Source organism: Amycolatopsis alkalitolerans (genome assembly GCF_006152065.1).
GTDB classification, from domain to species: Bacteria; Actinomycetota; Actinomycetes; order Mycobacteriales; family Pseudonocardiaceae; genus Amycolatopsis_E; species Amycolatopsis_E alkalitolerans.
Genome location: NZ_VDFW01000021.1, coordinates 42708 through 69595, shown reverse-complemented (window position 1 = coordinate 69595; position 26888 = coordinate 42708). Strand labels below are relative to the sequence as shown.

28 protein-coding genes are annotated in these 26888 nt (G+C 71.1%); 21 read left to right on the top strand and 7 right to left on the bottom strand.

The genetic code is table 11. The features are described 5' to 3' along the window. Nucleotides 1–43 precede the first annotated feature (43 nt). The 4 genes from FG385_RS22530 to FG385_RS22515 all read left to right on the top strand — a co-directional run bounded on the left by FG385_RS22530 (nt 44) and on the right by FG385_RS22515 (nt 8031). Entirely contained in the window at nt 44–3193 is a 3150-nt protein-coding gene (locus FG385_RS22530; protein ID WP_200834608.1) for an ATP-dependent helicase, read from the top strand. Then, nucleotides 3190–6396, top strand: a complete 3207-nt coding sequence (locus tag FG385_RS22525) for an ATP-dependent helicase (protein WP_139098751.1) — start codon at nt 3190–3192, stop codon at nt 6394–6396. The genes FG385_RS22530 and FG385_RS22525 overlap by 4 nt, the downstream gene beginning before the upstream one ends. A gap of 128 nt (nt 6397–6524) precedes the next feature. Then, nucleotides 6525–7526: a potassium channel family protein gene (locus tag FG385_RS22520; RefSeq protein ID WP_139098816.1), complete on the top strand. Its 1002-nt coding sequence runs from the start codon at nt 6525–6527 to the stop codon at nt 7524–7526. Between the two features lie 61 nt (nt 7527–7587). Beyond that, on the top strand, nt 7588–8031 hold the full coding sequence (locus FG385_RS22515) for a hypothetical protein (protein ID WP_235022728.1): 444 nt from the start codon (nt 7588–7590) through the stop codon (nt 8029–8031). On the opposite strand, the gene FG385_RS22510 is transcribed toward FG385_RS22515, so the two are convergent. Then, nucleotides 8028–8924 carry a neutral zinc metallopeptidase gene (locus FG385_RS22510; protein ID WP_139098814.1) on the bottom strand — a complete coding sequence of 299 codons (897 nt, stop codon included), beginning with the start codon at nt 8922–8924 and terminating at the stop codon, nt 8028–8030. The genes FG385_RS22515 and FG385_RS22510 overlap by 4 nt on opposite strands. 194 nt (nt 8925–9118) lie before the next feature. Here FG385_RS22510 and FG385_RS22505 point away from each other — a divergent pair, with 194 nt between their 5' ends. The 6 genes from FG385_RS22505 (at nt 9119) to FG385_RS22480 (ending at nt 14770) form a co-directional block, all read left to right on the top strand. Further along, nucleotides 9119–10069, top strand: coding sequence for a hypothetical protein (locus FG385_RS22505; protein WP_139098750.1), 951 nt, complete (start codon nt 9119–9121; stop codon nt 10067–10069). Beyond that, nucleotides 10066–10701: a DUF4129 domain-containing protein gene (locus FG385_RS22500; RefSeq protein WP_139098749.1), complete on the top strand. Its 636-nt coding sequence runs from the start codon at nt 10066–10068 to the stop codon at nt 10699–10701. Before FG385_RS22505 ends, FG385_RS22500 begins: the two co-directional genes overlap by 4 nt. After that, entirely contained in the window at nt 10698–11804 is a 1107-nt protein-coding gene (locus FG385_RS22495; protein WP_139098748.1) for a DUF4350 domain-containing protein, read from the top strand. Before FG385_RS22500 ends, FG385_RS22495 begins: the two co-directional genes overlap by 4 nt. Beyond that, nucleotides 11801–12760 (top strand): AAA family ATPase, encoded by a 960-nt coding sequence (locus FG385_RS22490; protein ID WP_139098747.1) that lies wholly within the window; start codon nt 11801–11803, stop codon nt 12758–12760. Before FG385_RS22495 ends, FG385_RS22490 begins: the two co-directional genes overlap by 4 nt. Before the next feature lie 7 nt (nt 12761–12767). Beyond that, entirely contained in the window at nt 12768–14048 is a 1281-nt protein-coding gene (locus tag FG385_RS22485) for a DUF58 domain-containing protein (protein ID WP_139098746.1), read from the top strand. Nucleotides 14049–14284: 236 nt separating this feature from the next. Further along, nucleotides 14285–14770, top strand: coding sequence for a hypothetical protein (locus FG385_RS22480; protein ID WP_200834601.1), 486 nt, complete (start codon nt 14285–14287; stop codon nt 14768–14770). 49 nt (nt 14771–14819) lie between these two features. Here the strand turns inward: FG385_RS22480 and FG385_RS22475 are convergent, their stop codons facing one another. The 3 genes from FG385_RS22475 to FG385_RS22465 form a co-directional block, all read right to left on the bottom strand. After that, nucleotides 14820–15038, bottom strand: a complete 219-nt coding sequence (locus FG385_RS22475) for a hypothetical protein (RefSeq protein ID WP_139098812.1) — start codon at nt 15036–15038, stop codon at nt 14820–14822. A 61-nt stretch (nt 15039–15099) separates the two neighbouring features. Then, nucleotides 15100–15351 carry a hypothetical protein gene (locus FG385_RS22470; RefSeq protein WP_139098745.1) on the bottom strand — a complete coding sequence of 84 codons (252 nt, stop codon included), beginning with the start codon at nt 15349–15351 and terminating at the stop codon, nt 15100–15102. Between the two features lie 57 nt (nt 15352–15408). Further along, nucleotides 15409–16413, bottom strand: coding sequence for a stage II sporulation protein M (locus tag FG385_RS22465; RefSeq protein WP_139098744.1), 1005 nt, complete (start codon nt 16411–16413; stop codon nt 15409–15411). Between the two features lie 22 nt (nt 16414–16435). Between FG385_RS22465 and FG385_RS22460 the strand changes: the two genes are divergently transcribed. From FG385_RS22460 to FG385_RS22445, 4 genes are read left to right on the top strand one after another with little or no spacing between them, the layout of a single operon-like run. Continuing rightward, nucleotides 16436–17197, top strand: coding sequence for an RDD family protein (locus tag FG385_RS22460; RefSeq protein ID WP_139098743.1), 762 nt, complete (start codon nt 16436–16438; stop codon nt 17195–17197). A gap of 60 nt (nt 17198–17257) precedes the next feature. Continuing rightward, complete coding sequence (locus tag FG385_RS22455; protein ID WP_139098742.1) at nt 17258–17626, top strand: ArsR/SmtB family transcription factor; 369 nt, start codon at nt 17258–17260, stop codon at nt 17624–17626. After that, nucleotides 17623–18111, top strand: a complete 489-nt coding sequence (locus FG385_RS22450) for an SRPBCC family protein (protein WP_139098741.1) — start codon at nt 17623–17625, stop codon at nt 18109–18111. Before FG385_RS22455 ends, FG385_RS22450 begins: the two co-directional genes overlap by 4 nt. A gap of 1 nt (nt 18112) precedes the next feature. Then, complete coding sequence (locus FG385_RS22445; RefSeq protein WP_139098740.1) at nt 18113–18679, top strand: TIGR03086 family metal-binding protein; 567 nt, start codon at nt 18113–18115, stop codon at nt 18677–18679. Between the two features lie 19 nt (nt 18680–18698). Here the strand turns inward: FG385_RS22445 and FG385_RS22440 are convergent, their stop codons facing one another. After that, nucleotides 18699–19727, bottom strand: a complete 1029-nt coding sequence (locus FG385_RS22440) for a neutral zinc metallopeptidase (protein ID WP_139098739.1) — start codon at nt 19725–19727, stop codon at nt 18699–18701. A 94-nt stretch (nt 19728–19821) separates the two neighbouring features. Next, on the bottom strand, nt 19822–20538 hold the full coding sequence (locus FG385_RS22435; RefSeq protein WP_200834600.1) for an SDR family oxidoreductase: 717 nt from the start codon (nt 20536–20538) through the stop codon (nt 19822–19824). A gap of 74 nt (nt 20539–20612) precedes the next feature. Here FG385_RS22435 and FG385_RS22430 point away from each other — a divergent pair, with 74 nt between their 5' ends. Genes FG385_RS22430 through FG385_RS22405 form a run of 6 tightly spaced genes read left to right on the top strand, consistent with a single transcriptional unit; the run spans nt 20613 to nt 25518 of the window. Then, complete coding sequence (locus FG385_RS22430) at nt 20613–21206, top strand: TetR/AcrR family transcriptional regulator (RefSeq protein ID WP_200834599.1); 594 nt, start codon at nt 20613–20615, stop codon at nt 21204–21206. Between the two features lie 15 nt (nt 21207–21221). Beyond that, entirely contained in the window at nt 21222–22517 is a 1296-nt protein-coding gene (locus FG385_RS22425) for a M16 family metallopeptidase (protein WP_139098737.1), read from the top strand. After that, a complete protein-coding gene (locus FG385_RS22420) occupies nt 22514–23911 on the top strand; it encodes a M16 family metallopeptidase (RefSeq protein ID WP_235022727.1) in 1398 nt (465 codons plus the stop codon). The genes FG385_RS22425 and FG385_RS22420 overlap by 4 nt, the downstream gene beginning before the upstream one ends. Next, nucleotides 23908–24915 (top strand): NAD(+) diphosphatase, encoded by a 1008-nt coding sequence (nudC, locus tag FG385_RS22415; protein WP_139098736.1) that lies wholly within the window; start codon nt 23908–23910, stop codon nt 24913–24915. The genes FG385_RS22420 and nudC overlap by 4 nt, the downstream gene beginning before the upstream one ends. Nucleotides 24916–24925: 10 nt before the next feature. After that, entirely contained in the window at nt 24926–25303 is a 378-nt protein-coding gene (locus FG385_RS22410) for a YrdB family protein (protein WP_235022726.1), read from the top strand. A 29-nt stretch (nt 25304–25332) separates the two neighbouring features. Next, on the top strand, nt 25333–25518 hold the full coding sequence (locus FG385_RS22405; RefSeq protein ID WP_139098734.1) for a hypothetical protein: 186 nt from the start codon (nt 25333–25335) through the stop codon (nt 25516–25518). Nucleotides 25519–25538: 20 nt separating this feature from the next. Here the strand turns inward: FG385_RS22405 and FG385_RS22400 are convergent, their stop codons facing one another. Then, nucleotides 25539–26036, bottom strand: coding sequence for a gluconokinase (locus FG385_RS22400; RefSeq protein ID WP_139098733.1), 498 nt, complete (start codon nt 26034–26036; stop codon nt 25539–25541). Between the two features lie 182 nt (nt 26037–26218). Between FG385_RS22400 and FG385_RS22395 the strand changes: the two genes are divergently transcribed. After that, nucleotides 26219–26887 carry a FadR/GntR family transcriptional regulator gene (locus FG385_RS22395; RefSeq protein WP_139098809.1) on the top strand — a complete coding sequence of 223 codons (669 nt, stop codon included), beginning with the start codon at nt 26219–26221 and terminating at the stop codon, nt 26885–26887. Nucleotide 26888: the final 1 nt, after the last annotated feature.

The following is a 26888-nucleotide window of genomic DNA, read 5'->3' as shown; positions in this document are numbered from 1 at the left end:
CGGTGGGGCATGATTCCATCGGGCCGTGAACGCGCGCGGCACGATGTCCCGGCGGGCGCGGCTGATCCGCCGCCCGCCCGAGCAGCCACGCGCGCAGCACTGGGAACCGGCGGCCCGGGCCGTGATCGAACGGCCGGCCGGGTTCGTGCGCATCCTCGGCGGGCCGGGCACGGGCAAGACGTCGCTGCTGGCCACGGCCGTGGCGAACCGGATCGACGCCGGAGTGGATCCGGAACGCCTGCTGGTGCTCACGACGTCGCGCCGCGCGGCGGACGCCCTGCGCGCCGACATCACGCGCCGCGGGACGTCGGGGGCGCAGGGCCGCACGATCCGCGAGCCGATCGTCCGCACGGTGCACTCGTACGCCTTCGCGTTGTTGCGCCTGCAGGCGGGCGAAAAGGGGGTTCCGCCGCCGCGCCTGCTGTCCAGCCCGGAGCAGGACGTGGTGATCCGTGAACTGCTGGCGGGGGAGCTCGAACTCGGCGCGCCGCACTGGCCCGAGCAGCTTCGGCCCGCGCTGGGCGTGCCGGGGTTCGCCGAGGAGTTGCGTGACCTCATCCTGCGCGCAGCCGAACGTGGGCTCGGCCCGGAGGATCTGATCAAGCTCGGCAAGCGCACGGACCGCCGGCAATGGGTCGCCGCCGGGAAGTTCTGGCGCGAGTACGAAGAGGTCACGATCCTGCAGGGTGCGGGCGGTGCCCCCGCGCTCGACGCGGCCGAACTGGTGGCCGGTGCGCTCGTCGAGATGGAGGGCGACCCCGACCTGCTGACCCGCGAGCAGGCGCGCGTCCGGCACGTGTTCGTCGACGACGCGCAGCACCTGGACCCGCTGCAGTTCCGGCTGATCCGGCTGCTCGGTTCGGCGGCGGAGGACTTCGTGCTCGCCGGCGATCCGGACCAGGCCGTCTTCTCCTTTCGTGGCGCGGATCCCGCGCTGCTCGCCGACGCCGATGCGAGCGGCGAGCACACGGTGACCCTGACCCGCGCACACCGGCTGAGCACCGAGGTGCATGCGGCCGTCACCCGGCTCGGCGGCACCCTGTCCGGTGCGAACCGGCATCGCGCGGTCCAGCCGTCGCCGGAAGCCGAGTACGGGTCGGTCAAGGTCCGCCTGCTGCCGACCCCGTCCGCGGAGGCGAGCTGGATCGCCGACCAGCTTCGCCGCGCGCACCTCACCGACGGCGTGCCGTGGTCCGAGTTGGCCGTACTGGCGCGCTCGCCCGGCAGGTCGTTTCCGGTGCTGCAACGGGCTTTGCGGGCCGCGGGGGTGCCGATCGCCTCGGCTGCGGAGGAACTGCCGCTCGCGAAGCAGCCCGCGGTGCGCCCGCTGCTGGCGATCCTGCGCGTCGCCGCCGACCCCGAGGCGCTCGACGTCGACCTGGCCGAGATGCTGCTCTCGTCAGCGCTCGGCGGCGCCGATCCGCTGGCGCTGCGGCGGATGCGGCGCGGCCTGCGGAGGCTCGAGCTCGCCGCCGGCGGCCAGCGCTCGAGTGATGAGCTGCTGCTGGAAGTGTTGCGGGAAAACGACAAGCTGGGCGCGCTGGCGGCCGCCGAGGCCGGCCCGATCCGCCGGATCGGCGCGTTGATCGAGGTGACGGCCGCCGCGGTCCGGCGCGGTGCGCCGGTCGAGCAGGTGCTGTGGGAACTGTGGCGGGAGAGCGGGCTGCAGCCGCGGCTCGTGCGGCAGTCGACCCGCGGCGGCACGCTCGGCTCGCAGGCGGACCGTGATCTCGACGCGATCGTCGCGCTGTTCCATGCGGCTGGCCGATATGTCGACAGGCTGCCGAAGGCGAGCGTCGCCGCGTTCGCGGACTACCTGTCCTCGCAGCACATCGCGGGCGACAGCCTGGCGCCGGTCGCCGCCCGCGGCGAAGGTGTGTCCCTGCTGACGGCACACGGCGCGGCCGGTCGCGAGTGGACGGTCGTCGCGATCGCCGGGGTGCAGGAAGGAAGCTGGCCGGATCTGCGATTGCGTGGTTCGCTGCTGGGGGTGGAAAAGCTCGTCGACTTGTTGTCCGGTGTGGACGGTGACGTGGTGTCCGCGATCGCGCCGATCCTGGCCGAGGAACGGCGGCTGTTCTACGTCGCGGCCAGCCGGGCGAAGCACACGCTGCTGGTCAGCGCGGTCGCGGGCGAGGACGAGCAGCCCTCTCGCTTCGTCGACGATCTCGAACCCAACACCTCGGACGAGGCCGACTCGCGGATGAAGCCGCCAGGCCGTTCACTCGTCCTGGCCGAACTGGTCGGCGAGCTCCGCAAGGCCGCCTGTGACGCGAGGACCGAGCCCGGGCGGCGGCACCGAGCCGCGCGGCAGCTGGCGCGGCTCGCGGAGGCAGGCGTCCCGGGCGCGCATCCCGATTCGTGGTACGGCGCGGGCGAAGCGTCCTCCGAGCAGCCGCTGTACGGCAGCGGTGACGTCGTGCGCATCTCACCCTCCACAGTAGACATCCTGCACAAGTGCCCGCTCCGGTGGCTCATCGAGCGGCACGGCGGCAACGACCCGGCGCAACTCGCGGCGGTCACCGGCACCCTGGTGCACGGCCTCGCGCAGGCGGCGGCGAGCGGGCTGGACGAGCAGCGGCTGCGTGAGGCGCTCGACGAGGCCTGGGCGAAGGTCGACGCGGGCGCGCCCTGGTTCTCCCGCCGCGAACGTGGCCGGGTCGAGCAGATGGTCCGGAACTTCCTGGCCTGGCTGGAAACCAGCCGTGGCGAGCTGGCGCAGCTGGGCGTCGAGCAGGACATCGAAGTCGAGCTGCCGGTGGGCGAGGACGGGCTGCTCGTGCGCCTGCGGGGCCGGGTCGACAGGCTGGAGTCCGACAAGGACGGCCGCCCGGTGATCATCGACCTCAAGACCGGCAAGAACCCGGTCACGTCGGCCGACGCCGAGCTGCATCCGCAGCTGGCCGCGTACCAGCTTTCCGTGCTGCTCGGCGCGTTCGGTGCGGGAAAGCAGCCGGGTGGCGCGAAGCTGGTGTACCTGGCCAAGACGAACACCAAGACGGGCGCGACCCAGCGCGCGCAGCCGCCGCTGGACGCGGAAAGCGGCGAGCGCTGGCTCGAACTCGTCCGCGAGGTCGCCAGGTCCGCGAGCGGCCCCCGGTACGAAGCCAACGAGAACACCGACTGCGACCGGTGCCCGGCCCGCGGTTCCTGCCCGCTGCGGCCGGAAGGACGGCAGGTGACCGGGGGATGACCGTGGTCAGCCCGGCCGAGGTCGCCGCCGCGCTCGGCCTGCATCCGCCCACGCCCGAGCAGGCCGCGGTGATCGCGGCGCCGGTCGAACCGGCGCTCGTCGTCGCGGGCGCGGGCGCGGGGAAGACCGAGACGATGGCCGCTCGCGTGGTCTGGCTGGTGGCCAACGGAGTGGTCACGCCGGAACGGGTGCTGGGCCTGACGTTCACCCGCAAGGCCGCCCGCCAGCTCGCCGAACGCGTCCGGGCGCGGCTGCGGCGCCTGGCCGGATCCGGGCTGCTGGAACGGGTCGATCCCGGCGGTGGGCGCCGCGCCGCCGTGCTCGCCGGCGAGCCGACGGTGCTGACGTATCACGCGTACGCCGGGCGCCTGCTGTCCGAGCACGGCCTGCGCCTGCCCGTGCAGCCTGGTGTGCGGCTGCTGTCGGAGACCTCGTCGTGGCAGCTCGCCCACCGGGTGGTGTCCACATGGGACGATGATCTGGACACCGACCGGGTGCCGGCCTCGGTCACCGCGCAGGTGCTCGCGCTCGCCGGGGAGCTGGGCGAGCATCTGGTCACCGAGCAGCAGCTGGCGGAGTACAGCAAGTGGCTGTGCGAGCTGATCGAGTCCGCGCCCCGCGCCAAGGGGCAGCGCGTCGCCCTGCCGAAGGCCCTCGCGGAAATCGCCGCGGCGCAACGGTTCCGGCTCGCCCTCATCCCGCTCATCGAGGCCTACCACCGCCGCAAGCGCGCGGAGGGCGCGCTCGACTTCGCCGATCAGATGTCGCTGGCCGCGCGGCTGGCGACCGGTCATCCCGAGGTCGCGAACGGCGAACGGGAGCGATATGGCGCGGTGCTGCTCGACGAGTACCAGGACACCGGGCACGCGCAGCGCGTCCTGCTGCGCGCGCTGTTCGGAGGCGTCGAGAACCCGCCGTTGCCGGTGACGGCGGTGGGCGATCCGGCGCAGGCGATCTACGGCTGGCGCGGCGCGAGCGCGGCCAACCTGCCCCGGTTCACCACGGACTTTCCCCGCCGCGACAACGGAAAGCTCGTGCCGGCGCGGGGGTACGGCCTGCTGACGAGCTTCCGCAATCCGCCGGAGGTGCTGACCCTGGCCAATGCCGTCGCCGAACCGCTGCGTGCCCGCGGCCTCGGGGTGGAACGCTTGCGCGCGCGCGACGGCGCCGGGGCCGCTGACATCGGATGCGCGCTGCTGCCGGATGTTCGCGCCGAGCGGGAGTGGGTCGCGGATGCGGTCGCCCGCCGCTGGTACGAGCACGTGGACGCGACCGGTTCGCCGCCCACCGCGGCCGTGCTGGTCCGGCGTCGCGCGGACATGGCGCCCATCGCGGCGGAGTTGCGGGCGCGCGGGCTTCCGGTGGAGGTCGTGGGGCTCGGCGGCCTGCTCGACGAGCCCGAGGTCGCGGACCTCGTCGCGACACTGCGCGTGCTGGCGGATCCACTGGCCGGTACCGCGGCGGCCCGGCTGCTGACCGGAGCCCGCTGGCGGCTCGGGGCTTCGGATCTCGCCGCGTTGTGGCGGCGTGCCAACGAGATCGCGGCGCCGCCGCCTACTGCGGAATCCACTGTGGATGAACTGTTCGCGGAACGAGCAGAGCAGACCGGGCTCGTCGACGCCCTCGACGACCCGGGGAGCCAGGGGCGCTACTCCGAGGACGGGTACCGGCGGATCCGGCGGCTGGCCGACGAGCTGGCCAGGCTGCGCGGGCGGCTCGACCAGTCCCTGCCGGAGCTGGTCGCGGACGTGGAGCGCACGATGCTGCTCGATGTCGAATCGCTCGCCCGGCCTGGGGGCGCGGGCCGGGCGCACCTCGACGCGTTCGCCGACGTCGTCTCGGACTTCGCCGAAACCTCACCGGATGCGACCCTGATGTCCTTTGTGGACTACCTGTTGACGGCCGCCCACGCGGAGGACGGGCTGACGCCCGGTGAGGTGGAGGTGCTGCCGGACCGGGTGCAGGTGCTTACGGTGCATTCGGCGAAAGGGCTGGAGTGGCAGGTCGTCGCGGTGCCGCACCTGGCGCGCGACGTGTTCCCCAACAGGCGCCGGTCCTCGTCGTGGCTGCGCACGGTGACGTCGCTGCCCGCGCATCTGCGGGGTGACGCGCAGGACCTGCCGAAGCTCCGCGTGTCGATGGGGATGGATCGCAAGGAGATCACCGAAGCGTTCGAGATCCACGAGGAGAGCTTCGCCGAGCGGGAAGCCGAGGAGGAACGGCGGCTCTGCTATGTCGCGCTGACCCGGTCCGAGCACGCGTTGATCGTTTCGGGGCACTGGTGGAACGAGACGAGCGCGCGGCCGAAGGGGCCTTCGGACTTCCTGGTCGAAATCGCGGCGCTCGCCGGCTCGTCCGTGTGGGCCGACGAGCCGGCCGAGGACGACGAGAACCCGCTGGTCAAGCAGTCGCGGACGGCGCACTGGCCGGTCGATCCGCTCGGTGACCGGCGGCCCGCCGTGGCCGAGGGTGCGGACCTGGTGCTGACCGCGCTCGAATCCGGTGCGCTTACGGAAGAGGAGGACGATCCGGACGGGTGGATCGCCGACACCGATGTCCTGCTCGCGGAGCTGGCCGCGCGGGCCGGGGCGGGGGAGGAGGTGGCCCTGCCGGGGCACCTCTCGGTGAGCCAGCTGGTCGAGCTCGCGTCGGATCCGGGCGCGCTCGCGCGGCGGCTGCGGCGGCCGCTTCCGGTGCCGCCCAACACCTTCGCCCGCCGCGGGACGGCTTTCCACGGCTGGCTCGAGCGCCGGTTCTCGGGCGAGCGCCTGCTGGAGATCGACGACCTGCCCGGCGCGGCCGACGAAGGCGCCGCGCCCGACTCCGCACTCGACGAGCTGCGCGCCGCCTTCGAGGCGAGCGGCTGGGCGGTGCGCACCCCGCATGAGGTGGAGGTCCCGTTCTCCACGGAGATCGACGGTGTGCTGGTGCGGGGCCGGATGGATGCGGTGTTCGCCGATCCGGACGGCGGGTGGACGGTCGTGGACTGGAAGACCGGCGCGGTGCCGGAGCCGTCGCGGGTCGCGCCGCTGGCGGTCCAGCTGGCCGCGTACCGGCTCGCGTGGGCGTCGCTTTCGGGTGTGCCGCTGGAGAAGGTGCGGGCCGCGTTCCACTACGTGCGCGAGGATCACACGCTGCGCCCGGTGGATCTGCTCGACGCGGACGGGCTCAAAGAGCTGCTGCGCTCGGTGCCTTCCGGTTAGTCCCTGGTCTGTCTGGCGTCTGGCCTGACCTGAGCACGGGCTGGCCGCGACCGGATTGATCCTTTACGATCCGCCGCGTGCGTGACCGAGACCGAACGGCGGACTCCCAACTCGTCGGCGTGATCCGGATGCCGGAGCCGTCGATCAGCCCGCTGCGGTCGATCGGCCGGCGCGTGCTCGGCGCGCTGATCGCCCTCGTCGCGACGGTGGTGATCGTGTACGTGGGCCGCGGCGGCTATCACGACACGAACGGTGACGGCATATCGCTGCTCGACGCGTTCTACTACTCGACGGTTTCGCTCTCGACGACCGGGTATGGCGACATCACGCCGGTGAGCGCCGCGGCGCGGCTGGTCAACGTGCTCATCATCACACCACTGCGCGTGCTGTTCCTCATCGTGCTGGTCGGGACCACACTGGAAGTGCTCACCGAACGGTCACGCCAGGCGTTCCGGATCCAGAAGTGGAGGTCCAAGGTGCGGGACCACGTGGTGGTCGTCGGCTTCGGCACGAAGGGGCGGGCCTCGGTCAAGACCCTGCTGGGCGACGAGAACGTCGAGCCGAACCGCATCGTCGTCGTCGACACCGACCAGCAGGCGCTCGACGGCGCCACCGCGCTCGGCCTGGTCACCGTGCACGGCTCGGCGACCCGCTCGGACGTGCTGCGCGTCGCGGGCGTGCAGCGCGCGCGTGCCGTGGTGATCGCGACGAACCGGGACGATTCGGCCGTACTCGCGACCCTGACCGCCCGCGAACTGGCCCCCAAGGCGCATATCGTCGCGTCCGTGCGGGAGGCGGAGAACGTGCACCTGCTCAAGCAGTCCGGCGCGAACCAGGTCGTCGTCTCCAGCGAGACCGCCGGCCGGCTGCTCGGGATGGCCACTTCCACCCCCGTCGTGGTCGACATGGTCGAGGATCTGCTCACCCCCGAGTCCGGGCTGGCGATTGCGGACCGTGCTGTCGAGCCGTCGGAAGAGGGAGGGTCACCCCGGCATCTGAGTGACATCGTGCTGGGCGTGGTCCGCGACGGGCAGCTGTTCCGGGTCGACTCCCCGCAGGTCGACGCCATCGAACCGGGGGACCGCCTGCTGTATGTGCGGAAAGTGACCCCCGCTGACCGCAACGAGTGATAGATCTGAGCCACACCGCTCTCACTGTGAATCCCGGGAACGATCTGGAACCATTGCGGTCGTGAAACACTGGCTGCGCTGGCAGAGCCTGGCGGTCCCGGCCTTCGCCGGTGTGCTCGTCGTGGTCGTCGTGTGGCTGGCCGGGCCGGGCATTCTCGGGCCGATGCCGTCGAGCGGCGGCACGGTCGTGGACGCCACGGTGACCGCTCCGGCGCCGTGCTCGGATCCGACGGCCAAAGAGACCGTGCAGTTCCAGGCCGGCGGGCAGACCCGCACCGGCTCGCTCGACGCCTGCGGGCACGACAAGAACAACCGGGTGCGGATCGCGGTGCCGGCCGATCTCGGGCCCGGCCAGGCGGACGTGCACCTGGCCGACGTCGTGGTCGGGCACACCGATCTGCGGCGCCCCGTCGGCCTCGCCCTGCTGGCGCTGAGCTGCCTCAGCGGCGGCGCGTACGCGTTCCTCGTCCAGCGCGGCTCGCGCCGGGCGGCGCTGGCCGGTTAGGAGACCTCCGAGGCAGGTGCGGCGAAGGTGTTGCACTTAGCGATCCGGTTGTACTGCGCGCCTGTCCGCCACCACTGCGCGTAATGCGCGTTCGTCCCGTGGTCGTGGCTGCCGGAGGTGTTGTCGCCGCGGGTGTCCTGATCGCGCCACGCCTTCTCGTACATGGCCCGGGTCACCGAGCCGCCGCGGTCGACGACCGCGCCGAGGAACATCCCGGAAAAGCACTGCGCCTGCAGTTCCTTGCGGCGCGAGAGGTCCAGCCCGGCCGGGGTGTTCTGCCCGACCTGGTAGATCCGCTGCCACACCGCGTCCATGATCCCGGCCACCTCCTGCACGTGGTGGCCGTACTCGTGCGCGATCAGCGCCAGGTACACGCCGGGATTGTCGCCGTACTGGTCGATCTGCAGACCTCGGTAGGGCACGTACAGGTTGTCGTCGCAGTAGTAGGCCGCGGTCGCGACGCCGACGGCGATCGTGCCGCACGCGGTGACGAAGCTCGTACCATTCGGGAAATGCAGCACCGGTGGCGCGAACGGCAGGTGGTAGGCCTGCAGGAACGGGCCCCACGCCTGGTTCAGGCACAGCACGGCGGCCCTGAAGAAGGCTTCGACGGACGCCTGGTCACGCTGCCACGGCGGCAGCCGGCACACGATGTTCGGCAGCCCGGCGTCCGGGTTCTGCAGGATCGGATGATCGGCCAGTTCGAGGATCTTCTCGCCCGGCACGGCCCGGCTGCCGCCCGCACCGGCACCGGCGTTGCCGTTCGCGCTGGTGGGCACCGCGACGCTGCCCGAAGCGCCGTTCGGGCCACCGTCGCCGCCGAAGCGGTTGACCACCACGAACACCACGAGCCCAGCGAGCAGCACGGCCACCGCGCTCAGCGTGAAGGCCATCAGCGGTTTCGAGGACGACCGCGAGCTGCGATGCCGTCGGGCACCCCGGTGCGAGTGGGTCGGCGAGTCGGGCATTGCCCGCAAGCATAGCCAGCGCCGGGATATCACGACTCGGAAATGGCGAGGCGCCCGAGATGGTCGGTTCACGCGCGCTCTGCGAGAGTGAGCGCGTAGAAACTGAAGGAGAGACCCCGATGAGTGACCCCGGCGGCTGGACCAACCCCGACCAGCCACGCAGCGATCTGCCGCCCGCCCCGCCGCCACCCGCGCCGGGCCCCGGTCGCGGCTACGGCAAACCCGGCGTGATCCCGCTGCGGCCGCTGTCGGTCGGCGAGATCCTGGACGGCGCCGTGCAGACCATGCGGCGGCATCCGGCCCTGGTCTTCGGGGTTTCGGCGGTCGTCGCCGTGGTTTCGGGCGCGCTGGAGTTCGCGGCCTCCTACTGGCTGCTGAGCGGGCTTCCCGAGCCGTCCCAGCTCGGCGCGGCGGCCACGCAGGAAGAGCAGATGCGCTTCCTGTACGACTCGACGGGGCGCCTGGCCGCGAGCGGTGGCGTGACGGTCGTGATCTCCCTGCTGATCCGCACGTTCCTGGCCGGGTTCATCACGGTCGTCGTCGGCAGGGCCGTGCTCGGCCGCCCGGTCACCCTGCGCGAGGGCATCGCCGAACTGCGCCCGCGCTTCCTGCCGCTGGTCGGGCTGACCGTGCTGGTCACCATCATCGTCGCGGTCGCGACGGTGTTCCTGATCATTCCCGGGATCTGGATGTGGGCGATGCTGAGCCTCGCCGCGCCCGCGCTGGTGCTCGAGCGCGGCGGGATCCGCGAGTCGCTGAAACGGTCCTGGCGGCTGGTGTCGGGCACCTGGTGGCGCGTGTTCGGGGTGCTGCTGCTCGCCGCGATCGCGGCCACGATCATCAGCATGGTCATCGAGATCCCGTTCGGGGTCGGCATCGGCGTCGGCTCCGGCAGCACGGCCGATCTGTCGGTCGGCAACCAGCTGCTGTCCACGCTCGGCGGCGTGGTCGCCGAGACGCTCGTGGGGCCGTTCACCGCCGCGGCGACCGCATTGCTGTACATCGATCAGCGGATGCGCAAGGAAGGCATGGACATCCAGCTGGCCCGCTCCGCCGGCGCGGCACAGTGATCCTGCCGCTGCTCGCCGACGTCCCGGTCACCATCGACCGGGACTCCGCGCAGCACGCGGCGCAGGCGGAGCTGTCGAACCCGCAGTACCACGCGGCGGAGCCGGGCGTGCTCGACCGCGTGCTCAACTGGCTCGGGCAGCGGCTGTCGGATCTGTTCGAAGCCGCGTCCACGGCGGTGCCGGGCGGGCCGTTGGGCCTGCTCGTGCTGCTCGCCGTGCTCGTGCTGGTGGTGGTCGTGGTGCGGTTGCGCGTCGGGAAGCTCGCGAGGAATGCCCGGGTGCCCGCCGCGGTGTTCGAGGAGCGTGTCCGGAGCGCGCAGGACTACCGGCAGGCCGCGGACCAGGCCTTCGCGAACGGTGATTTCGGTTCGGCCGTGCGTGACCGGTTCCGTGCGATCGTGCGTGGCCTGGAAGAACACGGCGTGCTGGACGTTCGGTCCGGGCGCACGGCCGACGAGGCCGCGCGCGACGCGGGCGCACGGCTGCCGGGGTCGGCTGCCGAACTCGCCGCGGCGGCCAGGCTGTTCGACGACGTGCACTACGGCGACCGGCCCGCGGCGCCCGAGGACTACCGCCGCCTGTCCGCGCTCGACGAGCAGGTCCAGCGGGAACGGCCGGGAGTCCTTACGTGACGACGGTTTCCCCGGACGCCCGGCGGATCTGGCGCGCCGCGCGGGCACCAGTGTTCATCGCGGTCGTGCTCGTCCTGGGCGCGGTCGTGCTGGTGCTGCTGAGGAACAGCGGGAACCACGGCGCGCTCGACCCGGGGTCGACCGACCCGGGCGGTTCGCAGGCGCTCGCGAACCTGCTGTCCCAGCAGGGGGTGCGCGTCGTGCCGACGCACACGCTGGCCGAAACGGAGTCCGCGCTCGGCGACGACACGACGCTGCTCGTCACCGACCCGAGCCTGGTCCGGCCGGGCCTGCTGGCGCAGTTGCGCGGCCGGACGGCCGACGCCGTGTTCGTCGCGCCGAACCAGAACGTGCTCGATCTGTTGCTGCCCGGTGTCGTGGTCAAGGGACGGCATGACCCGTCGGTGCGCTCGCCCGACTGCACGGTCGCGGCCGCCGTCGCCGCCGGGGACGCCACGATCGGCGGCCTCGAGTATTTCGCGCACGAGCGCGGGCGGCCCTGCTACGGCGGTTCACTGCTGCAGATCAGCGGGAGTACGACGCTGCTCGGGGACGGCACGCCGCTGATGAACGGCCGGCTCGCCGAGCAGGGCGACGCCGCGCTCGCGATGCGGCTGCTCGGCCGGCAGCGCACGCTCGTGTGGTACGTCCCGTCGCCCGCGGATCAGGCCGCGGCGGGGACCGAGCGGTCGCTGACGGATCTGCTGCCGCGTGGCTGGTTGTTCGGTGCGATACAGCTCGCGCTGGCGGGCGCGCTGTTCGCGCTGTGGCGGGCGCGGCGGCTCGGGCCGGTGGTAGCCGAGCCGTTGCCGGTCGTCGTGCGCTCCGCGGAGACGACTGAAGGGCGCGCCCGGCTGTACCGGCGGTCGGGCTCGGCCGCCCACGCCGCCGCGCTCCTGCGCTCGGCGGCGATCGAGCGACTGCGGCCGGTGCTCGGGCTGGGTGCCGGTGCCGAGCCGCCCGCGGTGCTCGCCGCGATCGGCGCGCGGACGGGCCGTGACGCGGGTGCGTTGCTGTACGGTCCGGCTCCAGACGACGACGCGTCCCTGGTCCGGCTCGCCGACGAGCTCGACAGGCTGGAAAGAGAGGTACGAGGATCTTGACCACTGAGGCGGCCGTGGACGCCCGGGAGGCGCTGCTCGCGTTGCGAGCCGAGGTCGGCAAAGCGGTGGTCGGCAACGACGCCGCGGTCACCGGGTTGATCATCGCGTTGCTGTGCAAGGGACACGTGCTGCTGGAGGGCGTCCCGGGGGTCGCGAAGACACTGCTGGTGCGGGCGCTGGCGGCGGCGCTGGACCTGCGCACCGCGCGGATCCAGTTCACCCCGGACCTGATGCCAGGGGACGTGACGGGCTCGATCGTCTACGACTCGGGTGAGTTCGCGTTCCGCGAGGGGCCCGTGTTCACGAACCTGCTGCTGGCGGACGAGATCAACCGGACACCGCCGAAGACGCAGGCGGCGCTGCTGGAGGCGATGCAGGAGCGGCAGGTTTCGGTCGAGGGCGCGGCGCGGGCGCTGCCGGATCCGTTCATCGTGATCGCGACACAGAATCCCGTGGAGTACGAAGGCACTTACCCGTTACCGGAGGCGCAGCTCGACCGGTTCCTGCTGAAGCTGAACGTGCCGGCGCCGTCGAGGGAGGACGAGATCGGGATCCTGCTGCGGCACGCCCAGGGTTTCGACCCGGGTGACCTGCGCGCGGCGGGCCTCCGCCCGGTCGCGGGAGCCGCGCAGCTGGCGGCGGCGCGGGACGCGGTCGGCGCGGTCGTGGTGAACCCGCAGGTGCTGGGCTACATCGTCGATCTGTGCCGGGCGACGCGGTCGCTGCCGTCGATCCGGTTGGGTGTCTCCCCTCGTGGGGCGACGGCGTTGCTGGCGGCCACGCGAGCGTGGGCTTGGCTGGCCGGGCGTGACTACGCCACGCCGGACGACGTGAAGTCCCTGGCGCGCCCGGCTTTGCGGCACCGGCTGGATCTGCGGCCGGAGGCGGAGCTGGAGGGCGCGACGGCGGACGGGGTGCTCGACCGGGTGCTCTCGACGGTCGCGGTGCCGCGGTGAGAGCACGATGGCGATAACCGCGCGGGCGGGGGTTCTGGCGCTCATCGGCGTGGTGGTCGTGGGGCTCGGTGTGCCGTCGTGGACCGGGATCGCGGCCGTCGCGGGCGTGCTCCTGCTGCTGATCCTGGCCGATCTCGCGCTCGCCGGCCGCGTGCGCGGCCTGGTCTTCACCCGGTCCGGCGCGACCTCCACGCGGCTCGGCGAACCGGCCGAAGTGCACCTGTCCGTCGCGAATCCCGGCAGCCGCCCGGTTCGGGGGATGGTCCGCGACGCGTGGCCGCCGAGCGCCGGGGTCGAGCAGGACCGGGCTGCGATCGCGATCCCACCGGGGGAGCGGCGCACCATCACCGTCACACTCCGGCCCTCGCGGCGCGGTGAGCGGCCCGCCGCCCGCGTGACCGTCCGGTCGGTCGGTCCGCTCGGGCTCGCCGCCCGGCAGGGTTCGCATCGGGTGCCGTGGGTCGTCCGGGTCCTGCCGCCGTTCCACAGCCGGCGGCATCTGCCGTCTCGGCTCGCGCGGTTGCAGCAACTCGACGGGCGCCAGGCGGCGCTGGTTCGCGGTGCCGGCACCGAATTCGATTCCCTGCGCGAGTACGTGATCGGCGACGACGTCCGGTCCATCGACTGGCGTGCGACAGCCCGTTCGTCCGACGTCATGGTCCGCACTTGGCGTCCGGAGCGCGATCAGCACGTGCTGCTCGTCCTCGACACCGGGCGTACCTCGGCGGGCCGCGTCGGCGACGAGCCGCGGCTGGACGCGATGATGGAAGCCGCGCTGCTGCTCGCGACGCTCGCCTCCCGTGCGGGCGATCGCGTCGATCTGCTCGCCTACGACAGGCAGTTGCGCGCGAAGGTGACCGGCGGTTCCCTGCCCGCGCTGACGAACGCGCTCGCGACGCTCGAGCCGAGCCTGCTGGAGACCGACGCCCGCGGCCTGGCCGGTGAGGTCCTGCGGCGCACGCGGCAACGGTCCCTCGTCGTGTTGCTGACAGCGGTCGACGCGGCCCCGCTCGAAGAGGGGCTGCTGCCGGTCCTGCCGTCGTTGACCGCCCGGCACCGGCTGGTGGTCGCGTCCGTCGCGGACCCTCGCATCGCGGAAATGGCTCAGGGAAGGGGAAATGCCGAAGCGGTCTACGACGCCGCCGCGGCCGAGCGCACGCTCGCCGAGCGCCGCCACGTCTCGGCATTGCTGCGCCGGCACGGTGTCGAGGTCGTCGACGCCACCCCGACCGAGTTGCCCCCGGCTCTCGCGGACCGTTACCTGGCCATGAAAGCCAGCCGCGGCTAGAAATCACCGGAAATGCGGATCGCGCGGGCAGGAATTTCGGGAAAACCGTCCTCATGAGATGGAATGACTCCGCTACTACCCAGGTGGGTGAGAAGCTCTTTGGCTTACCTCACAAGGGGCTCACACTATCGGGGCGAATGTCGACGTGACGCGCCCGGAATTCGCGTACCACCGGTGAATATTTCGCAGAATCGGGGGGCTGAGAAAGGGGAAATCGCATGAGGAAACGACTACTGGTGATCCTCGGCCTGCCGTTACTGCTCGCCCTGCTGACCACGCTGCCGGCCCAGGCTGTCAGCCCGCATTTCATCAGAGCCGACGCCACGCTCAACGCCAATGGCACGCTGACCGTGGCGTTCAAGGAAGCCGGGCTCGGGAATAACCAGAACATCACCTACGTCCTGTCGGCGGACGCCACCGCGACCTACGTGTGCGTCAACCGGGGCGGTGCCAACCCGTCCGCGTCCAACAAGACCGAGGTCTCCGGACCCGTCAGTGCCACCGGCACCTTCAACTCCGGGAAGAACGGGCAAATCACCGCGTCGTTGACGGTTTCGCCGCCACCGACCAGCCTCACCTGCCCGCCAGGGCAAAGTCTCCAACTCGCTCAGGTGACGTATACCAACGTCACGCTCACCGACACCACCAACGGTATCCCGGCGCCGATCGAAGGCACATTCAGTTCGGGATGCCTCCTCCCGAACGTGCGGGGCGCCTGCTAGCCGGAACTGCCGGGAGCCACGGGCTCCCGGCAGTGTCCACAAAAGACAATCAGGAAGTCGTCAGCACCATGAACAGGCGTGTGTTCACGGTTTCCAGTAACTGCGCGGAAATCTCGCCGACCTGCTCGCCCAGCGAGGCCTTGGGCACGTGATCGAGCCGGGTGTAGGAGATGTGCCGCCCGCCCGGAGTAGCCACGGTCAGCGGGTCGGGCGTGTCCACGACGTCCATCGTGATCACGTACGGGACGGAGTCGAGATCGTTGAACATGTCGCCGCTGTACACAAGCACGCGCCGCCTGTCCGGGCCGGCGACCGTCCACAGCTGACCTCTACGCGGCCGAGGAACCACGCCGGCTCTCGGTACGCCACTCCTGGCGGCGGTGATACGCGGCGGTCTCCGCGAGGGCCGCGTCCGGATGCGCGCGCCACCAGGCGTCGGCCTTCTCGCATACCTGCCGGAACGCCTCGCGCTCGACGGCGGCGACGATCCACACGTGCGCCGAAAGCCCGGCTTCGGCGGCGAGAGCCGTCACCTGGGCATGCGTGTCGTCCGACAGAGACAGTGCCAGCCGCTTCCCCATGGCGGCACTCTACGACGTCACGCGACGACGTCGGCCGAAGGTTCGCGGGTGTGTCGCTCAGCCGGCCTCCGGCCGAACGTCACCGCCGTAGCGGGCGTCTACGTCGCCGGTCACGCCCGCCCGCGCGGCGCGCCTGCCGAGGACGAACACGTAGGTCAGGAACGCCGCCTCGGCCACCGCACCGATGCCGATCCGGGCCCAGGTCGGCAGGCCGGACGGGGTCACGAACGCCTCGATCACGCCGGACACGAGCAGCACGCAGGCCAGCCCGAGCGCCATCGCCGCTGTCGCGCGGCCCTCCTGCGCGAGCGCGACCGTGCGGCTGCGCGGCCCCGGGTTGATCACCGCCCAGCCGAGCCGCAGGCCGGTGCCGGCGGCGACGAACACCGCGGTCAACTCCAGCAGGCCGTGCGGTGTGATGAGTCCGAAGAAGATGTCGAGCCGGCCGGCGGCGGACATCAGGCCCGCGCTGACGCCGACGTTCGCGGCGTTCGCCCACAGCGCGATGAACACCGGGATGCCCGCAAGGACACCGAAGAACAGGCAGGTCGCGGCGACCCACGCGTTGTTCGTCCAGACCTGCGCGGCGAACGAACCGGCGGGGTTCGACGAGTAGTACGTCTCGAACTCGCCGCCCGGCTCGGTGAGGCGCCGGATCTGCTCGGGTGCGGCGATGCTCGCCTGGACGCCCGGGCTGGTCGCGATCCAGGCGGCGAGCAGGCTGGAGACCACGATCGTGGCCAGGGCCGTCGAGAGCCACCAGCGACGGGCGCGATAGACGGCGGCCGGGAACCGTTGCGCGAAGAACAGGCCGATCTCGCGCCACGCCGGGTTGTGCGTGCCCGTCACCGCCGAGCGGGCGCGCGCGACCAGTGACGAGAGGCGGGAGAGCAGCGCGGGTTCCGGGGCCGCCGAACGCACCATCGACAGATGGGTGGCGGTGCGCTGATAGAGCGTGATGAGCTCGTCCGCTTCCGCGCCGGGCAGCCGGCGGCGGTCGAGCAACTCGGTCAGCCGGTCCCATTCGGCGCGATGGGCCGCGACGAACAGATCGACGTCCACGCGGCAAGACTACAGTTACCGGGTGAGCCCCGAACCCGATCTGGTGACCGGTGACGCGGTCGTCCTGGACCTGCGGCTAGCCCGGGTGGCCAGCCGCGGGCTCGCGCTCGCGATCGACGCGCTCATCCAGTTGGTGGTCCTGCTCGCCGGCCTGATCGTGGTCACCGTGGCCGGTCCGGGTGACGACGCCCTGCGCGCGGCGATCCTGCTGTCGCTGCTCGTGCTGGTGCGGGTCGGGTATCCGCTGCTGTTCGAGACGCTCAGCCGCGGGAAGACACCGGGCAAGGCCGCGTTCGGACTGCGGGTGGTGCGCGACGACGGCGGGCCGATCCGCTTTCGTCACGCGCTGACCAGAGCACTCGCCGGGGCGATCGTCGACTTCGGGCCGGTGTTCGTGTGGGGCGCGGTCGCGCTGATCTGTTCGCTGGTGTCGGAGAAGTCCAAGCGGGTGGGTGATTTCCTCGCCGGGACGGTCGTCGTGATGGAGCGCGCGCCCCAGGAGGTCGCGGTGGACATCGTGATGCCGGCGCCACTGATCTCGTGGGCGGCGCAACTCGATCTGTCCGGGCTGCCGGACGACCTCGCGCTCGCCGTGCGGCAGTACCTCGCGCGATACCTGTCGCTGCGGCCGGAAGCGGCCGACAGCCTGGGTTGGCACCTGGCGCAGGAGGTGGCAGAGCGGATCGGCACGCCGGTGCCGCCGGGCGTGCCGCCGTGGGCCTACCTGATGGCCGTCCTCGCCGAACGCCGCAACCGGTCGTATCCGCCGTTCTCAACCAACTAGTTGACTACACGGACACCCTCGCTCTACGGTTTATTCAACCGATTGGTTGAGGAAGCGATGGTGGACGACAGTACGGAGCGGCTCAACCGGGTGTTCGCGGCACTGGCCGACCCGACCCGGCGCGATCTGGTGGCCCGGCTGGCACGCGCGGACGCGACGGTGGGCGAGCTGGCGGAGCCCTACGACATGAGCCTCCAGGCCGTCTCCAAGCACCTGAAAGTGCTGGAGGAGGCCGGGCTCGTGACCCGCGGCCGGGATGCCCAGCGCCGGCCCGCACACCTGGACGCGGAGGTGTTCGACCTGATGACGAAATGGATCGAGCGCTACCGGCGCGAAGTCGAGGAGCGTTATCGCCGCCTCGACGCCCTGCTGGGCCGGATGACCGGCACCGGGGAACAGACACCCGATGAAACGAGGGACGCATCATGACCAGGAGCAAGCACGAGACCGAGATCAAGGCCGACGCGAAGGTCCCCACGATCGAGATCGTCCGGGAGTTCGACGCGAGGCCCGGGCAGGTGTTCCACGCCCACGTCGATCCCGAGCTCTACGCGCAGTGGATCGGCCCGCACTCGGTGACCACGAGGATCACCAGATGGGACGCCCGCACGGGCGGTGAGTGGGCCTTCGCCAACGACCGGGACGGTGAGGAGATCGCCGCCTTCTACGGCAGCTTCCACGAGGTACGGCCGAACGAGCGGATCGTGTGGACCTTCACCTACGAAGGCCAGCCCGACGGGGTCGCGTTGGAGACGCTGACGTTCGAAGAGCTCGAGGGCGGACGTACGCGACTGAGGACGCTGAGCGTGGTGGAAAACTTCGAGACCCGCGACGGCATCCTGTCCAGCGGCATGGACACCGGGGTCAACGAGGGCTACGACAAGCTCGACGCGCTACTGGCGAAGGGGGCCTGACATGACTTCGGCACCCAAGGGGCCGGCCCAGCAGCACGCCCACGACGCCGCCCGGTTCACCGCGCTGGTCGAGTCGGCTTCGGCCGGGGACTGGGCCCGGCCCTCGCCGGTCGCGCAATGGACTGCGCTCGACGTCGTGAAGCATCTCGTCGAGTGGTCCCGCGGCTTCCTGACGGGCGCCGGGATCTACCTGCCTGCCCTGGATGTCGAGGCCGACCCGGTCGCCGCCTGGAAGCAGCACGTCACCGACATCCAGGCCATCCTCGACGACCCCGCCGAGCGGGTGCTCAGCAACCCGCACACCGGCGACAAGCCCGTGGACGAGGCGATCGACCAGTTCTACACCGGTGATATCTGGATGCACACCTGGGACCTCGCCAAGGCGCTCGGCCGCGAGCCCGACCTGGGGCAGGAACGGTGCGCCGCCGCGCTGGCAGGCATGAAGCCCATCGAGCAGCTGCTGCGCGACAGCGGGCAGTTCGGCCCCGCCGTGCCCGTCCCCGAAGGCGCGTCCGCGCAGGAGAAGCTGATGGGGTTCATCGGCCGCGATCCGGTCTGGCGTTCCTGAACCGGGCCGGCCGATCGCACTAGCTGACGTCGGAGGAGGGGGCGGCGAAGGTGTTGCACTGGGCGAGCCGGTCGCTCTCCGCGCCCTTGCGCCACCACTCGGCGTAGTGGGCGTTGGTGCCGTGGTCGTCGCTGCCGGAGGTGTCGTCCCCGCGGGTCTGCTGGTCGTTCCACGCCACGTCGAACACGTTCTGCGTGATCGTCCCGCCGCGGTTGGCCGTCGCGCCCATGAACATGCCCGAGAAGCACTGCGCCTGCAGTTCCTTGCGGCGTGACATCTCCAGCCCGCCCTGGCTCTGCTGACCGTCGGCGTAGATCACCTGCCACACGGCGTCCATCAGGCCGACCAGGTCCTGCACGTGATGGCCGTACTCGTGCGCGAACAGCGCGAGATAGACACCGGGCTTGTCGCCGTACTGGTCGGTCTGCAGCCCCCGGTACGGGACGTACAGGTGGTCCTTGCAGTAGTAGGCGGCGGTGGACAGCCCGACGTTGATCGTGCCGCAGGCGGTGGTGAAGCTCGGGCCCGCCGGGAACTCCAGCTGCGGCGGGTGGAACGGCAGGTCCATCGCTTCGAGCAGCTGGCCCCACCGGGCGTTGAGGCATTGCGCGGCGGCGGTGAAGAAGGCCTGGGAAGCGGCCGGACTGCTCGGCCAGCCCGGCACGGTGCATCCGGCGTTGGACAGTCCCGCGTTCGGATCGGCCATCAGCGGGTGGCCGGCGAGCGCGATGATCTTGTGCGGTCCGCTTGCCGTGGCCGTCGTGGTTTCGCTCGACGAGGACGTCGTGCGCGTCGTGGTGGACGTGCTCGACGCGCTGCTGCTCGTGGTGGTCGTGGTGGGCGTCGGCGAGTCCGTCACGTCGTAGGACGCGGCGCTGCTCGAACCGGACGAGCCCGAGTTCAGCGTGATGATCAGGGTCACCGTCAGCACGACCGCCACGGCGAGCGAAATCGCGACGATCGCCCCGGCGGGTGTCTTCTTCGGCGGTCGCGGCGGCGGGTAGGGAGCCCAGGGCGGCGGCCACTGGCCTGGTGGGGGTTGGCTCATCTCGCCCGCTCGCTCCCGGTGCTCGGGCACACCCCTCGGTGTGCGCCTTGGAGCATAAGGGGTGTGCCCGCCTTTCGGGTGATTTCTTGGCGAACTACGCGGCCGACCCCAACCTGGCTCCACCGTCGACGCGCAGGACCACGCCGGTGGTGAACGTGTTGTCGAGCAGGAACGTGATCGCCGAGGCGATGTCCTCGGGCTTCCCGACGCGACCGGCCGGAGTGCCGGACGCGAGCTGAGCGAACGTCTCGTCACGCGCGTCGCCGAGAAAATCCCACCAACCGGTGTCGACGACACCCGGCGAGACGGCGTTCACCCGCCGCGGCGCGAGTTCCACCGCGAGGACCGGCACCATCGCCTCGATCCCCGCGTTCACCGCCGCGAGCGCGGCCGTCGCCGGCATCGCGGCACCGGCGGACGCGGCGCTGACGAACGTGAGGGATCCGTTGTCGCCCAAGGCCTGCAGCGCCGCCTGCGCGGTCACCGCGTGCGGCAGCAGCTTCCCGTCGACACCTTCCCGCAGGTCGGACACGGTCAGCTCGGTGAACGGCTTCGCGCCCGGTTCGCCGGTCACCGTCACCACCACGTGGTCGACCGGGCCGACCTGTGCGAAGAACGCCCGCAGTGCTTCGGCGTCACGCGCGTCCAGCGTCCGCCCGCTCGCGCTCTTGCCCAGCTGTGCCAGGGCGGCGTCGAGTTTGTCCTGGTTCCGGCCGGTGATAACGACCTCCCGGCCGGCGTCGACCAGTCGTTGCGCGGTGGCCAGGCCGATCCCCGAGGTCCCGCCCACGATCACGACTCGTTCCGTCACGATCTTCACTCCTTTTTCGAGTCACTGTGCCTCGTAAATATATTCGAGGCACAGTGTCTTGTAAAGTGAGCCCGGTGAAGCGAGGACGGCCCAGAAGCGAGGAAGCCCGGCGCGCGATCCTCGACACCGCCCTGCATTTGTGTGCGCGCGACGGCTACCGGCAGGTGACCATCAAGTCGATCGCCGACGGGGCCGGCGTCGGGCGCCAGACGGTGTACCGCTGGTGGCCGGACAAGGCGCAGGTGCTCCTCGACGCCCTTATCGACCTGCGTGAACGGGAGCTGCCCAAGCGCGTCTGGGAGACCGACGACCCGCTGCGGGACGTGCGGCAGCTCCTCGAAGTCACCTTCGCGCTCACGCATGAGATCACCGGCAGGGCGCTCGTCGGCCTGCTCGCCGACGCGCAGGACGACCCCGGGCTGTCCAAGCGCCTGCAGGACACCGTGATCGGTCCCCGCCGTGATGCCCTGCGCGAAGTGCTCCAGCGCGGGGTGGACAACGGCGTCTGGCAGGAGCGCGTCGCGCTGCCGCTCGTCGTGGACTTCGCCTTCGGCACGATGTGGTACCGCATGCAGCACCATCACGCCCCGGTCGACGCGAAGCTCGCGCGCGAGATCACCGACGCGATCGGACTCATGCTCGGCCGCCGACCAGACGATGCACATTAGCCGTAAGGTGGGCGCATGGCCGAACCCGAGAACTCGCGCTTCACCCTGGACAACGGCTTACGCGTCGTCCTGGCGCCCGACTCGACCGCACCCGTCGTCGGCGTCTCCGTGCACTACGACGTGGGCTTCCGCTCCGAGCCGGAGGGGCGCACCGGGTTCGCGCATCTCTTCGAGCACCTGATGTTCCAGGGCAGCGAAAGCCTGGAGAAGCTCGCCCACTTCAAGATCGTGCAGTCCAGCGGCGGCACCTTCAACGGCTCGACGCATCCGGACTACACCGACTACTTCGAGGTGCTGCCGTCCGCGGCGCTCGAGCGCGCGCTGTTCCTCGAGGCCGACCGCATGCGCGCGCCGAAGCTGACGCGGGAGAACCTCGCGAACCAGATCGACGTGGTCAAGGAGGAGATCCGGCTCAACGTGCTGAACCGGCCCTACGGCGGGTTCCCGTGGATCCTCCTGCCGCCGGTGCTCTACCAGACCTTTCCCAACGCGCACAACGGATACGGCGACTTCACCGATCTCGAGCAGGCCAGCCTCGACGACTGCGCGGCCTTCTTCGACACCTACTACTCGCCCGCGAACGCGGTGCTCACCGTTGCCGGTGACTTCGAGCCGGAGCGGGCACGTGAGCTCATCGAGAAGCATTTCGGCGACGTGCCACACCGGCCCGCGCCGGCGAAGCGCTCGTTCGCCGAGCCGCCGCCCGCCGGTGAGCTGCGTGGCACCCACACCGATCCGCACGCCCCGCTGCCCGCCCTGGCGATCGGCTACCGGATGCCCGACCCGATCAACGAGCTGGACGGCTACCTGGCGAACCTCGTGCTCGCCGGGGTGCTGACCGACGGCGACGGGGCCCGGTTGCAGCAGCGCCTCGTGCACCGCGAGCCGCTGGTGACCGACATCGGCGCGGGCGCCGGCCTCTTCGGCCCGTTCGAGGCGCGGGATCCCGACACGTTCTCCGTCACCGCGATCCACGCGCCGGACGTCTCGCCGGAGCGGGTGCTCACGGCGGTGGACGAGGAACTGGAGAAGCTCGCCACGGCCCCGCCCGAGCCGCAGGAGCTGGCGAAGGTGACGGCGCGCTGGAGCGCGAGCCTGCACTCCGAGCATGACCGCCTGGTCTCGCGCACGCTGGGGCTCGGCTCGTTCGAGCTGCTCTACGGCGATCCGTCCTTGATGTACCGGCTGGCCGACCGCATGGCCGCGGTGACCGCGGAGGACGTCGCGGCGGCGGCGAAGGCGCTGCGGCCCGACTCCCGCGCCGTCCTGCTGGTCGAGCCCAATACCGAGACCACCGGGGAGAGCAAGTGAGCGCCGTGACCAACCGTCTGATCCACCGCACCGCCGAGGAGATCGGCCGCACCACCGGTGGCCCGCGTCCGGTCCCGCAGCTTGGCGAGCAGCGTGCCGCCGCCGATCTGTCCTCTGTGGACACCACGCTCGGCAACGGGCTGCGGGTGCTGGCCGTCCGCAAGGCGAACGTGCCGCTCGTGGAGCTGCGCGTGCGGATCCCGTTCGCGGGTGCGGACCAGCTGCATTCGGCGACGGCCGAGGTGCTCGCGGAGACGATCTTGACCGGCACCGCCCGGCGCGATCGCGTGGAGATCGACACCGAGCTGGCTCTCATCGGCGGCGAGATGAACACGTCGGTGGACCCGGAACGGCTGTCGGTCAACGGGAACGCGCTCGCCTCCGGCCTGCCGACGCTGCTCGACGTGCTCGCCGACGTGCTCATCTCGGCGTCCTATGTGGACAACGAGGTCGGCCGTGAGTCCGCCCGGCTGGTCGAGCGGCTCGCGGTGTCGCGCACCCAGCCGCGGGTCATCGCGCGCGAGGCGCTGCTGAAGCACGTGTACGGCGAGCATCCGGTCACCCGCGAGATGCCGGAGGCCGAGGACGTCGCGAAGGTGACCCCGGAAGCCGTGCGCGCGCTGCACGCCCGTGCGGTGCTGCCGCGGGGTTCGGTGCTGGTGATCGTCGGTGACTTCGCCCCGGAGGCTGCCGTCGCCGACATCGAAAAGGCCTTGCGGGGCTGGCAGTCCGACGCCGAAGCGGCCGTGCTGCCGGAGTTGCCCGCGCTGAGTGGCGGAGACGTCTTGCTGGTCCCGCGCGGCGGCGCCGTGCAGGCGCAGATCCGGCTCATCGCGCAGGCTCTGCCCCGGACCGATCCGCGCTACGCCGCGCTTCAGCTGGCGAACCTGGCCTACGGCGGGTACTTCTCCTCGCGACTGGTGGAGAACATCCGTGAGGACAAGGGCTACACCTACAGCGCGCATTCCGGGTTCGAGTTCACCGGAGCCACGGCGACGGTCGGGGTGGACGCCGACACCGCCAACGAGGTGACCGCCGCGGCGGTTCTCGAGACGTTCTACGAGCTGGGCAGGCTCGCGCTGGTGCCGCCCTCGGCCGAGGAAGTCGAGTCGGTGCGCCAGTACGCCGTCGGCTCGCTGCTCACGTCGACCGCTTCGCAGGCGGGCCTGGCCAGTCAGCTCTCGGCGCTCGCGGTGAGCGGGCTGGGCGCGCAGTGGCTCGCCGAGCATCCGGCGCGGCTGGCTGCCGTCACCGGGGACGAGGTCGCCCAGGCGGCATTGGACTTCTTCGCGCCGACCCGGTTCACCGGGGTCGTCGTCGGAGACGCCGAAAGTCTAGCGCCGAGACTGGCCGCGCTGGGCGGGTTCACCGTGGGAGAGCCAGCCGAGTCATGAGCGAGCCCTTCCAGCTCGGTGCGCTTCCGACCCTGTCCCGATCCACTGTGGACCGTCAGGAGGCACTGCGTACCGACCCGGAGCGGTTGATCGGACGCTGGGGCGAAGCGCAGGTGCTGTTGCTGGACGCCAAGGCGCGTACGCCCGTGCGTGAAGGTGAGCGCGCGCTCGCCACTCGGAAAGCGCTTACATTCGGGGACGTCCCGCCGGCTGAGGCCGTGTTCCTGGGCGAGTGGCAGGGCGTGGACTTCTGGTCGCTGCCCGGCGAGCCCGAGGGTGAGCCGGAGCTGATCGAGGCCAGCGGCAGCTGGGGCATCATCGAGCAGTTCCCGCGCTACGACGGGGAGTTGTGGGTCGACCTGCGCGCGTACGGCGACCGGCTCGACGACACGTCGGCTGGGCTGTTCACGACCGCCCAGGCGCTGCGCCACTGGCACCGGACGGCCCGGTTCTGCGCCAGGGACGGCAGTCCGGTGCGGCGGGTCCAGTTCGGCTGGGCGACCCGCTGCGAGGCGAAGGGGCACGAGGAGTACCCGCGTACCGACCCGGCGATCATCTGCCTGGTCCATGACGAGGTCGGCGTGAACGGGGAGTGTGTTCTCCTTGCGCGCCAACCGGTCTGGCCGGAGGGCAGGTATTCGGTGCTCGCCGGTTTCGTCGAGGCGGGGGAGTCCATGGAGGGCTGCGTGGCGCGCGAGATCCGGGAGGAGGTCGGCGCCGAGGTGCGCGATGTGCGGTATCTCGGCAGCCAGCCGTGGCCGTTCCCGCGTTCGATCATGCTCGGCTTCGCCGCGCGGGCGGACTCGTCGCTCCCGTTGACTCTCGCGGACGGGGAGATCGAGGAAGCGCTGTGGGTCGCCCGCGCGGATGTCCGGGCCGCGTTCGAGAACGCCGGCCGGCCGACCCCGATCGGGGACGGGAGTTCGACGATCATGCTGCCCGGCAACTCCTCGATCGCCCGCGTGATGCTGGCAGCCTGGGCGTACGCCGAGTCGGGGGCGTGATGTGCGGCTGGTGAACGACGGGCTGGCGTTCCTGCTCGAGCTGCTGGCCCTGGCGGCGCTGGCGCACTGGGGTTTCGCGGTCGGTGACGGCGCGGGGCTGAAGATCGTGCTTGGCGTCGGTGCGCCCGTGCTGGCCGCGGTCGTCTGGAGCCTGTTCGCCGCGCCGCGCGCGAGTTTCGGGTTGCCGGTCGCGGGTGTGCTGGTGGTGAAGGCGGTCGTGTTCGGCGCCGCGGTCGCCGCCCTGTTCGCGACGGGGCATGCGGTGCTCGCGGTGGTGTTCGCTGTGCTGGTGGTGCTCAACACCGGCTACGTGACGGTGGTCCGAAGGCCCCGGCGCCGGGGACCTTCGGCCATCGAGACGCCGCCCCTTTCGCGCGAAGGTGAGTAGCACCAACCACCGAATCCGCGGGAGAAGCGATGAAGCTCGAGCTGACGGCAGAAGAGGCGAAGGTCCTGCACGAGGTGCTGGCCGGCCGCCTCGGTGACTACTCGGCCGAGATCGCGGCGACGGACAACCCGTCCTTCCGCCGCCAGCTGCGCGAGCGCCGCGACGTGGTGCACCGCGTCCAGCTCCAGCTCGAGCCCTACGTCACCGCTCCCTAACCCGCGGGGGTTATAGAGGTTCACTTCGGCTTCTTTGGCAGTGCGTCGAGCGCGGTGCGCACGATTTCCCCGGGCGTCTTGGTGATGTCCGCGACGACACCGCGCTCATCGGTTTCCAGTGGTTCGAGGTCGGCGAGCTGGGAGTCCAAAAGGGACACCGGCATGAAGTGACCGTGCCGGTGCCGCATGCGGTCGGCGATGAGCTCCCGCGGCCCGTTCAGGTGCAGGAACCAGACATCGCCCCCGGTGCGCAGCACGTCGCGGTACTCGCGTTTGAGCGCGGAGGAGGAGACGACGCCACCGGCAGCCTGGTGCGCACGGATCCACGCCGCGATCGCGTGCAGCCACGGCCGGCGGTCGGCATCGGTGAGCGGATGGCCGGACGACATCTTCTCGATGTTCGCCTTCGGATGGAACGCGTCCGCCTCGGCGTACTCGACACCCAGGCGCTCGGCCAGCTCCTGCCCGACGGTCGTCTTGCCCGACCCGGCCACACCCATCACCACGACGACCGTCATCTCGTCCTCACGACTCCCTTGTCCTCGAACCGGTGCCCATTAAAAGTAATACTTGATGAGAGCACAAGTACTACTTAGTCGAAACAGAGGTATAACCGCCAGCCTCTTCCCCACCGCCCCCCTCAACGGAGACGCTGCGCGTCGCTACATTGATCCAGGTGGCTGACAGCAGGCACGGGCGGATGCTCGACGAACTGGGTACCGCGATCGTCACCGGGCGACTCCCGGCGGGCACGGTCCTGCGGCTCGAAGAACTGCAGGAGGACTACGGCGCCTCGCGCACGGTCGCCCGAGAAGTAGTCCGCGCCCTCGAGGTCATGTGCCTGACCAGCAGCAAGCGCCGCGTCGGGATCACCGTGCGCGACCGGTGCGAGTGGAACCATTTCGACGCGCGCTTGATCGGCTGGCAGCTCGACAACGAGAACCGCGCGCAGGCGTTGCGCACGCTCATGGAACTGCGCTGGGCCGTCGAGCCCACCGCCGCGCGTTTCGCCGCGCTGCGCGCGAGTCCGGAGGATCGCGGCAGGTTGCGCGCGCTGGCCACGCGGCTGCAGACCACGGCCAAGGCACGGGACCTGACCACGTTCCTGGAACACGACATCGCCTTCCATCACGTCGTGCTCGCCGCGTCCGGTAACGCGATGTTCTGCCAGCTCTCCGACGTCGTCGCCCAGGTCCTCACGGGACGGACCACGCACGGGCTGATGCCGCCGGAACCCCAGCCCGCCGCGGTCGCGATGCATGTCCAGGTCGCGATGGCCGTGGACGCCGGCGACGCCGAGGCCGCCGAGCGGGCCATGCGCGGCATCATGGAGCAGGCGCGCGACGAGGTGGCCGAGCAGTTCGAGTAGT

Bases quoted from the DNA above. Each gene is read 5' to 3' on its own strand.
- FG385_RS22530 (WP_200834608.1), top strand. From the start codon at position 44: ATGTCCCGGCGGGCGCGGCTGATCCGCCGCCCGCCCGAGCAGCCACGC.
- FG385_RS22525 (WP_139098751.1), top strand. From the start codon at position 3,190: ATGACCGTGGTCAGCCCGGCCGAGGTCGCCGCCGCGCTCGGCCTGCAT.
- FG385_RS22520 (WP_139098816.1), top strand. From the start codon at position 6,525: ATGCCGGAGCCGTCGATCAGCCCGCTGCGGTCGATCGGCCGGCGCGTG.
- FG385_RS22510 (WP_139098814.1), bottom strand. From the start codon at position 8,924: ATGGCCTTCACGCTGAGCGCGGTGGCCGTGCTGCTCGCTGGGCTCGTG.
- FG385_RS22505 (WP_139098750.1), top strand. From the start codon at position 9,119: ATGAGTGACCCCGGCGGCTGGACCAACCCCGACCAGCCACGCAGCGAT.
- FG385_RS22485 (WP_139098746.1), top strand. From the start codon at position 12,768: ATGGCGATAACCGCGCGGGCGGGGGTTCTGGCGCTCATCGGCGTGGTG.
- FG385_RS22475 (WP_139098812.1), bottom strand. From the start codon at position 15,038: ATGTTCAACGATCTCGACTCCGTCCCGTACGTGATCACGATGGACGTC.
- FG385_RS22470 (WP_139098745.1), bottom strand. From the start codon at position 15,351: ATGGGGAAGCGGCTGGCACTGTCTCTGTCGGACGACACGCATGCCCAG.
- FG385_RS22450 (WP_139098741.1), top strand. From the start codon at position 17,623: ATGACCAGGAGCAAGCACGAGACCGAGATCAAGGCCGACGCGAAGGTC.
- FG385_RS22445 (WP_139098740.1), top strand. From the start codon at position 18,113: ATGACTTCGGCACCCAAGGGGCCGGCCCAGCAGCACGCCCACGACGCC.
- FG385_RS22440 (WP_139098739.1), bottom strand. From the start codon at position 19,727: ATGAGCCAACCCCCACCAGGCCAGTGGCCGCCGCCCTGGGCTCCCTAC.
- FG385_RS22425 (WP_139098737.1), top strand. From the start codon at position 21,222: ATGGCCGAACCCGAGAACTCGCGCTTCACCCTGGACAACGGCTTACGC.
- nudC (WP_139098736.1), top strand. From the start codon at position 23,908: ATGAGCGAGCCCTTCCAGCTCGGTGCGCTTCCGACCCTGTCCCGATCC.
- FG385_RS22405 (WP_139098734.1), top strand. From the start codon at position 25,333: ATGAAGCTCGAGCTGACGGCAGAAGAGGCGAAGGTCCTGCACGAGGTG.
- FG385_RS22400 (WP_139098733.1), bottom strand. From the start codon at position 26,036: ATGACGGTCGTCGTGGTGATGGGTGTGGCCGGGTCGGGCAAGACGACC.
- FG385_RS22395 (WP_139098809.1), top strand. From the start codon at position 26,219: ATGCTCGACGAACTGGGTACCGCGATCGTCACCGGGCGACTCCCGGCG.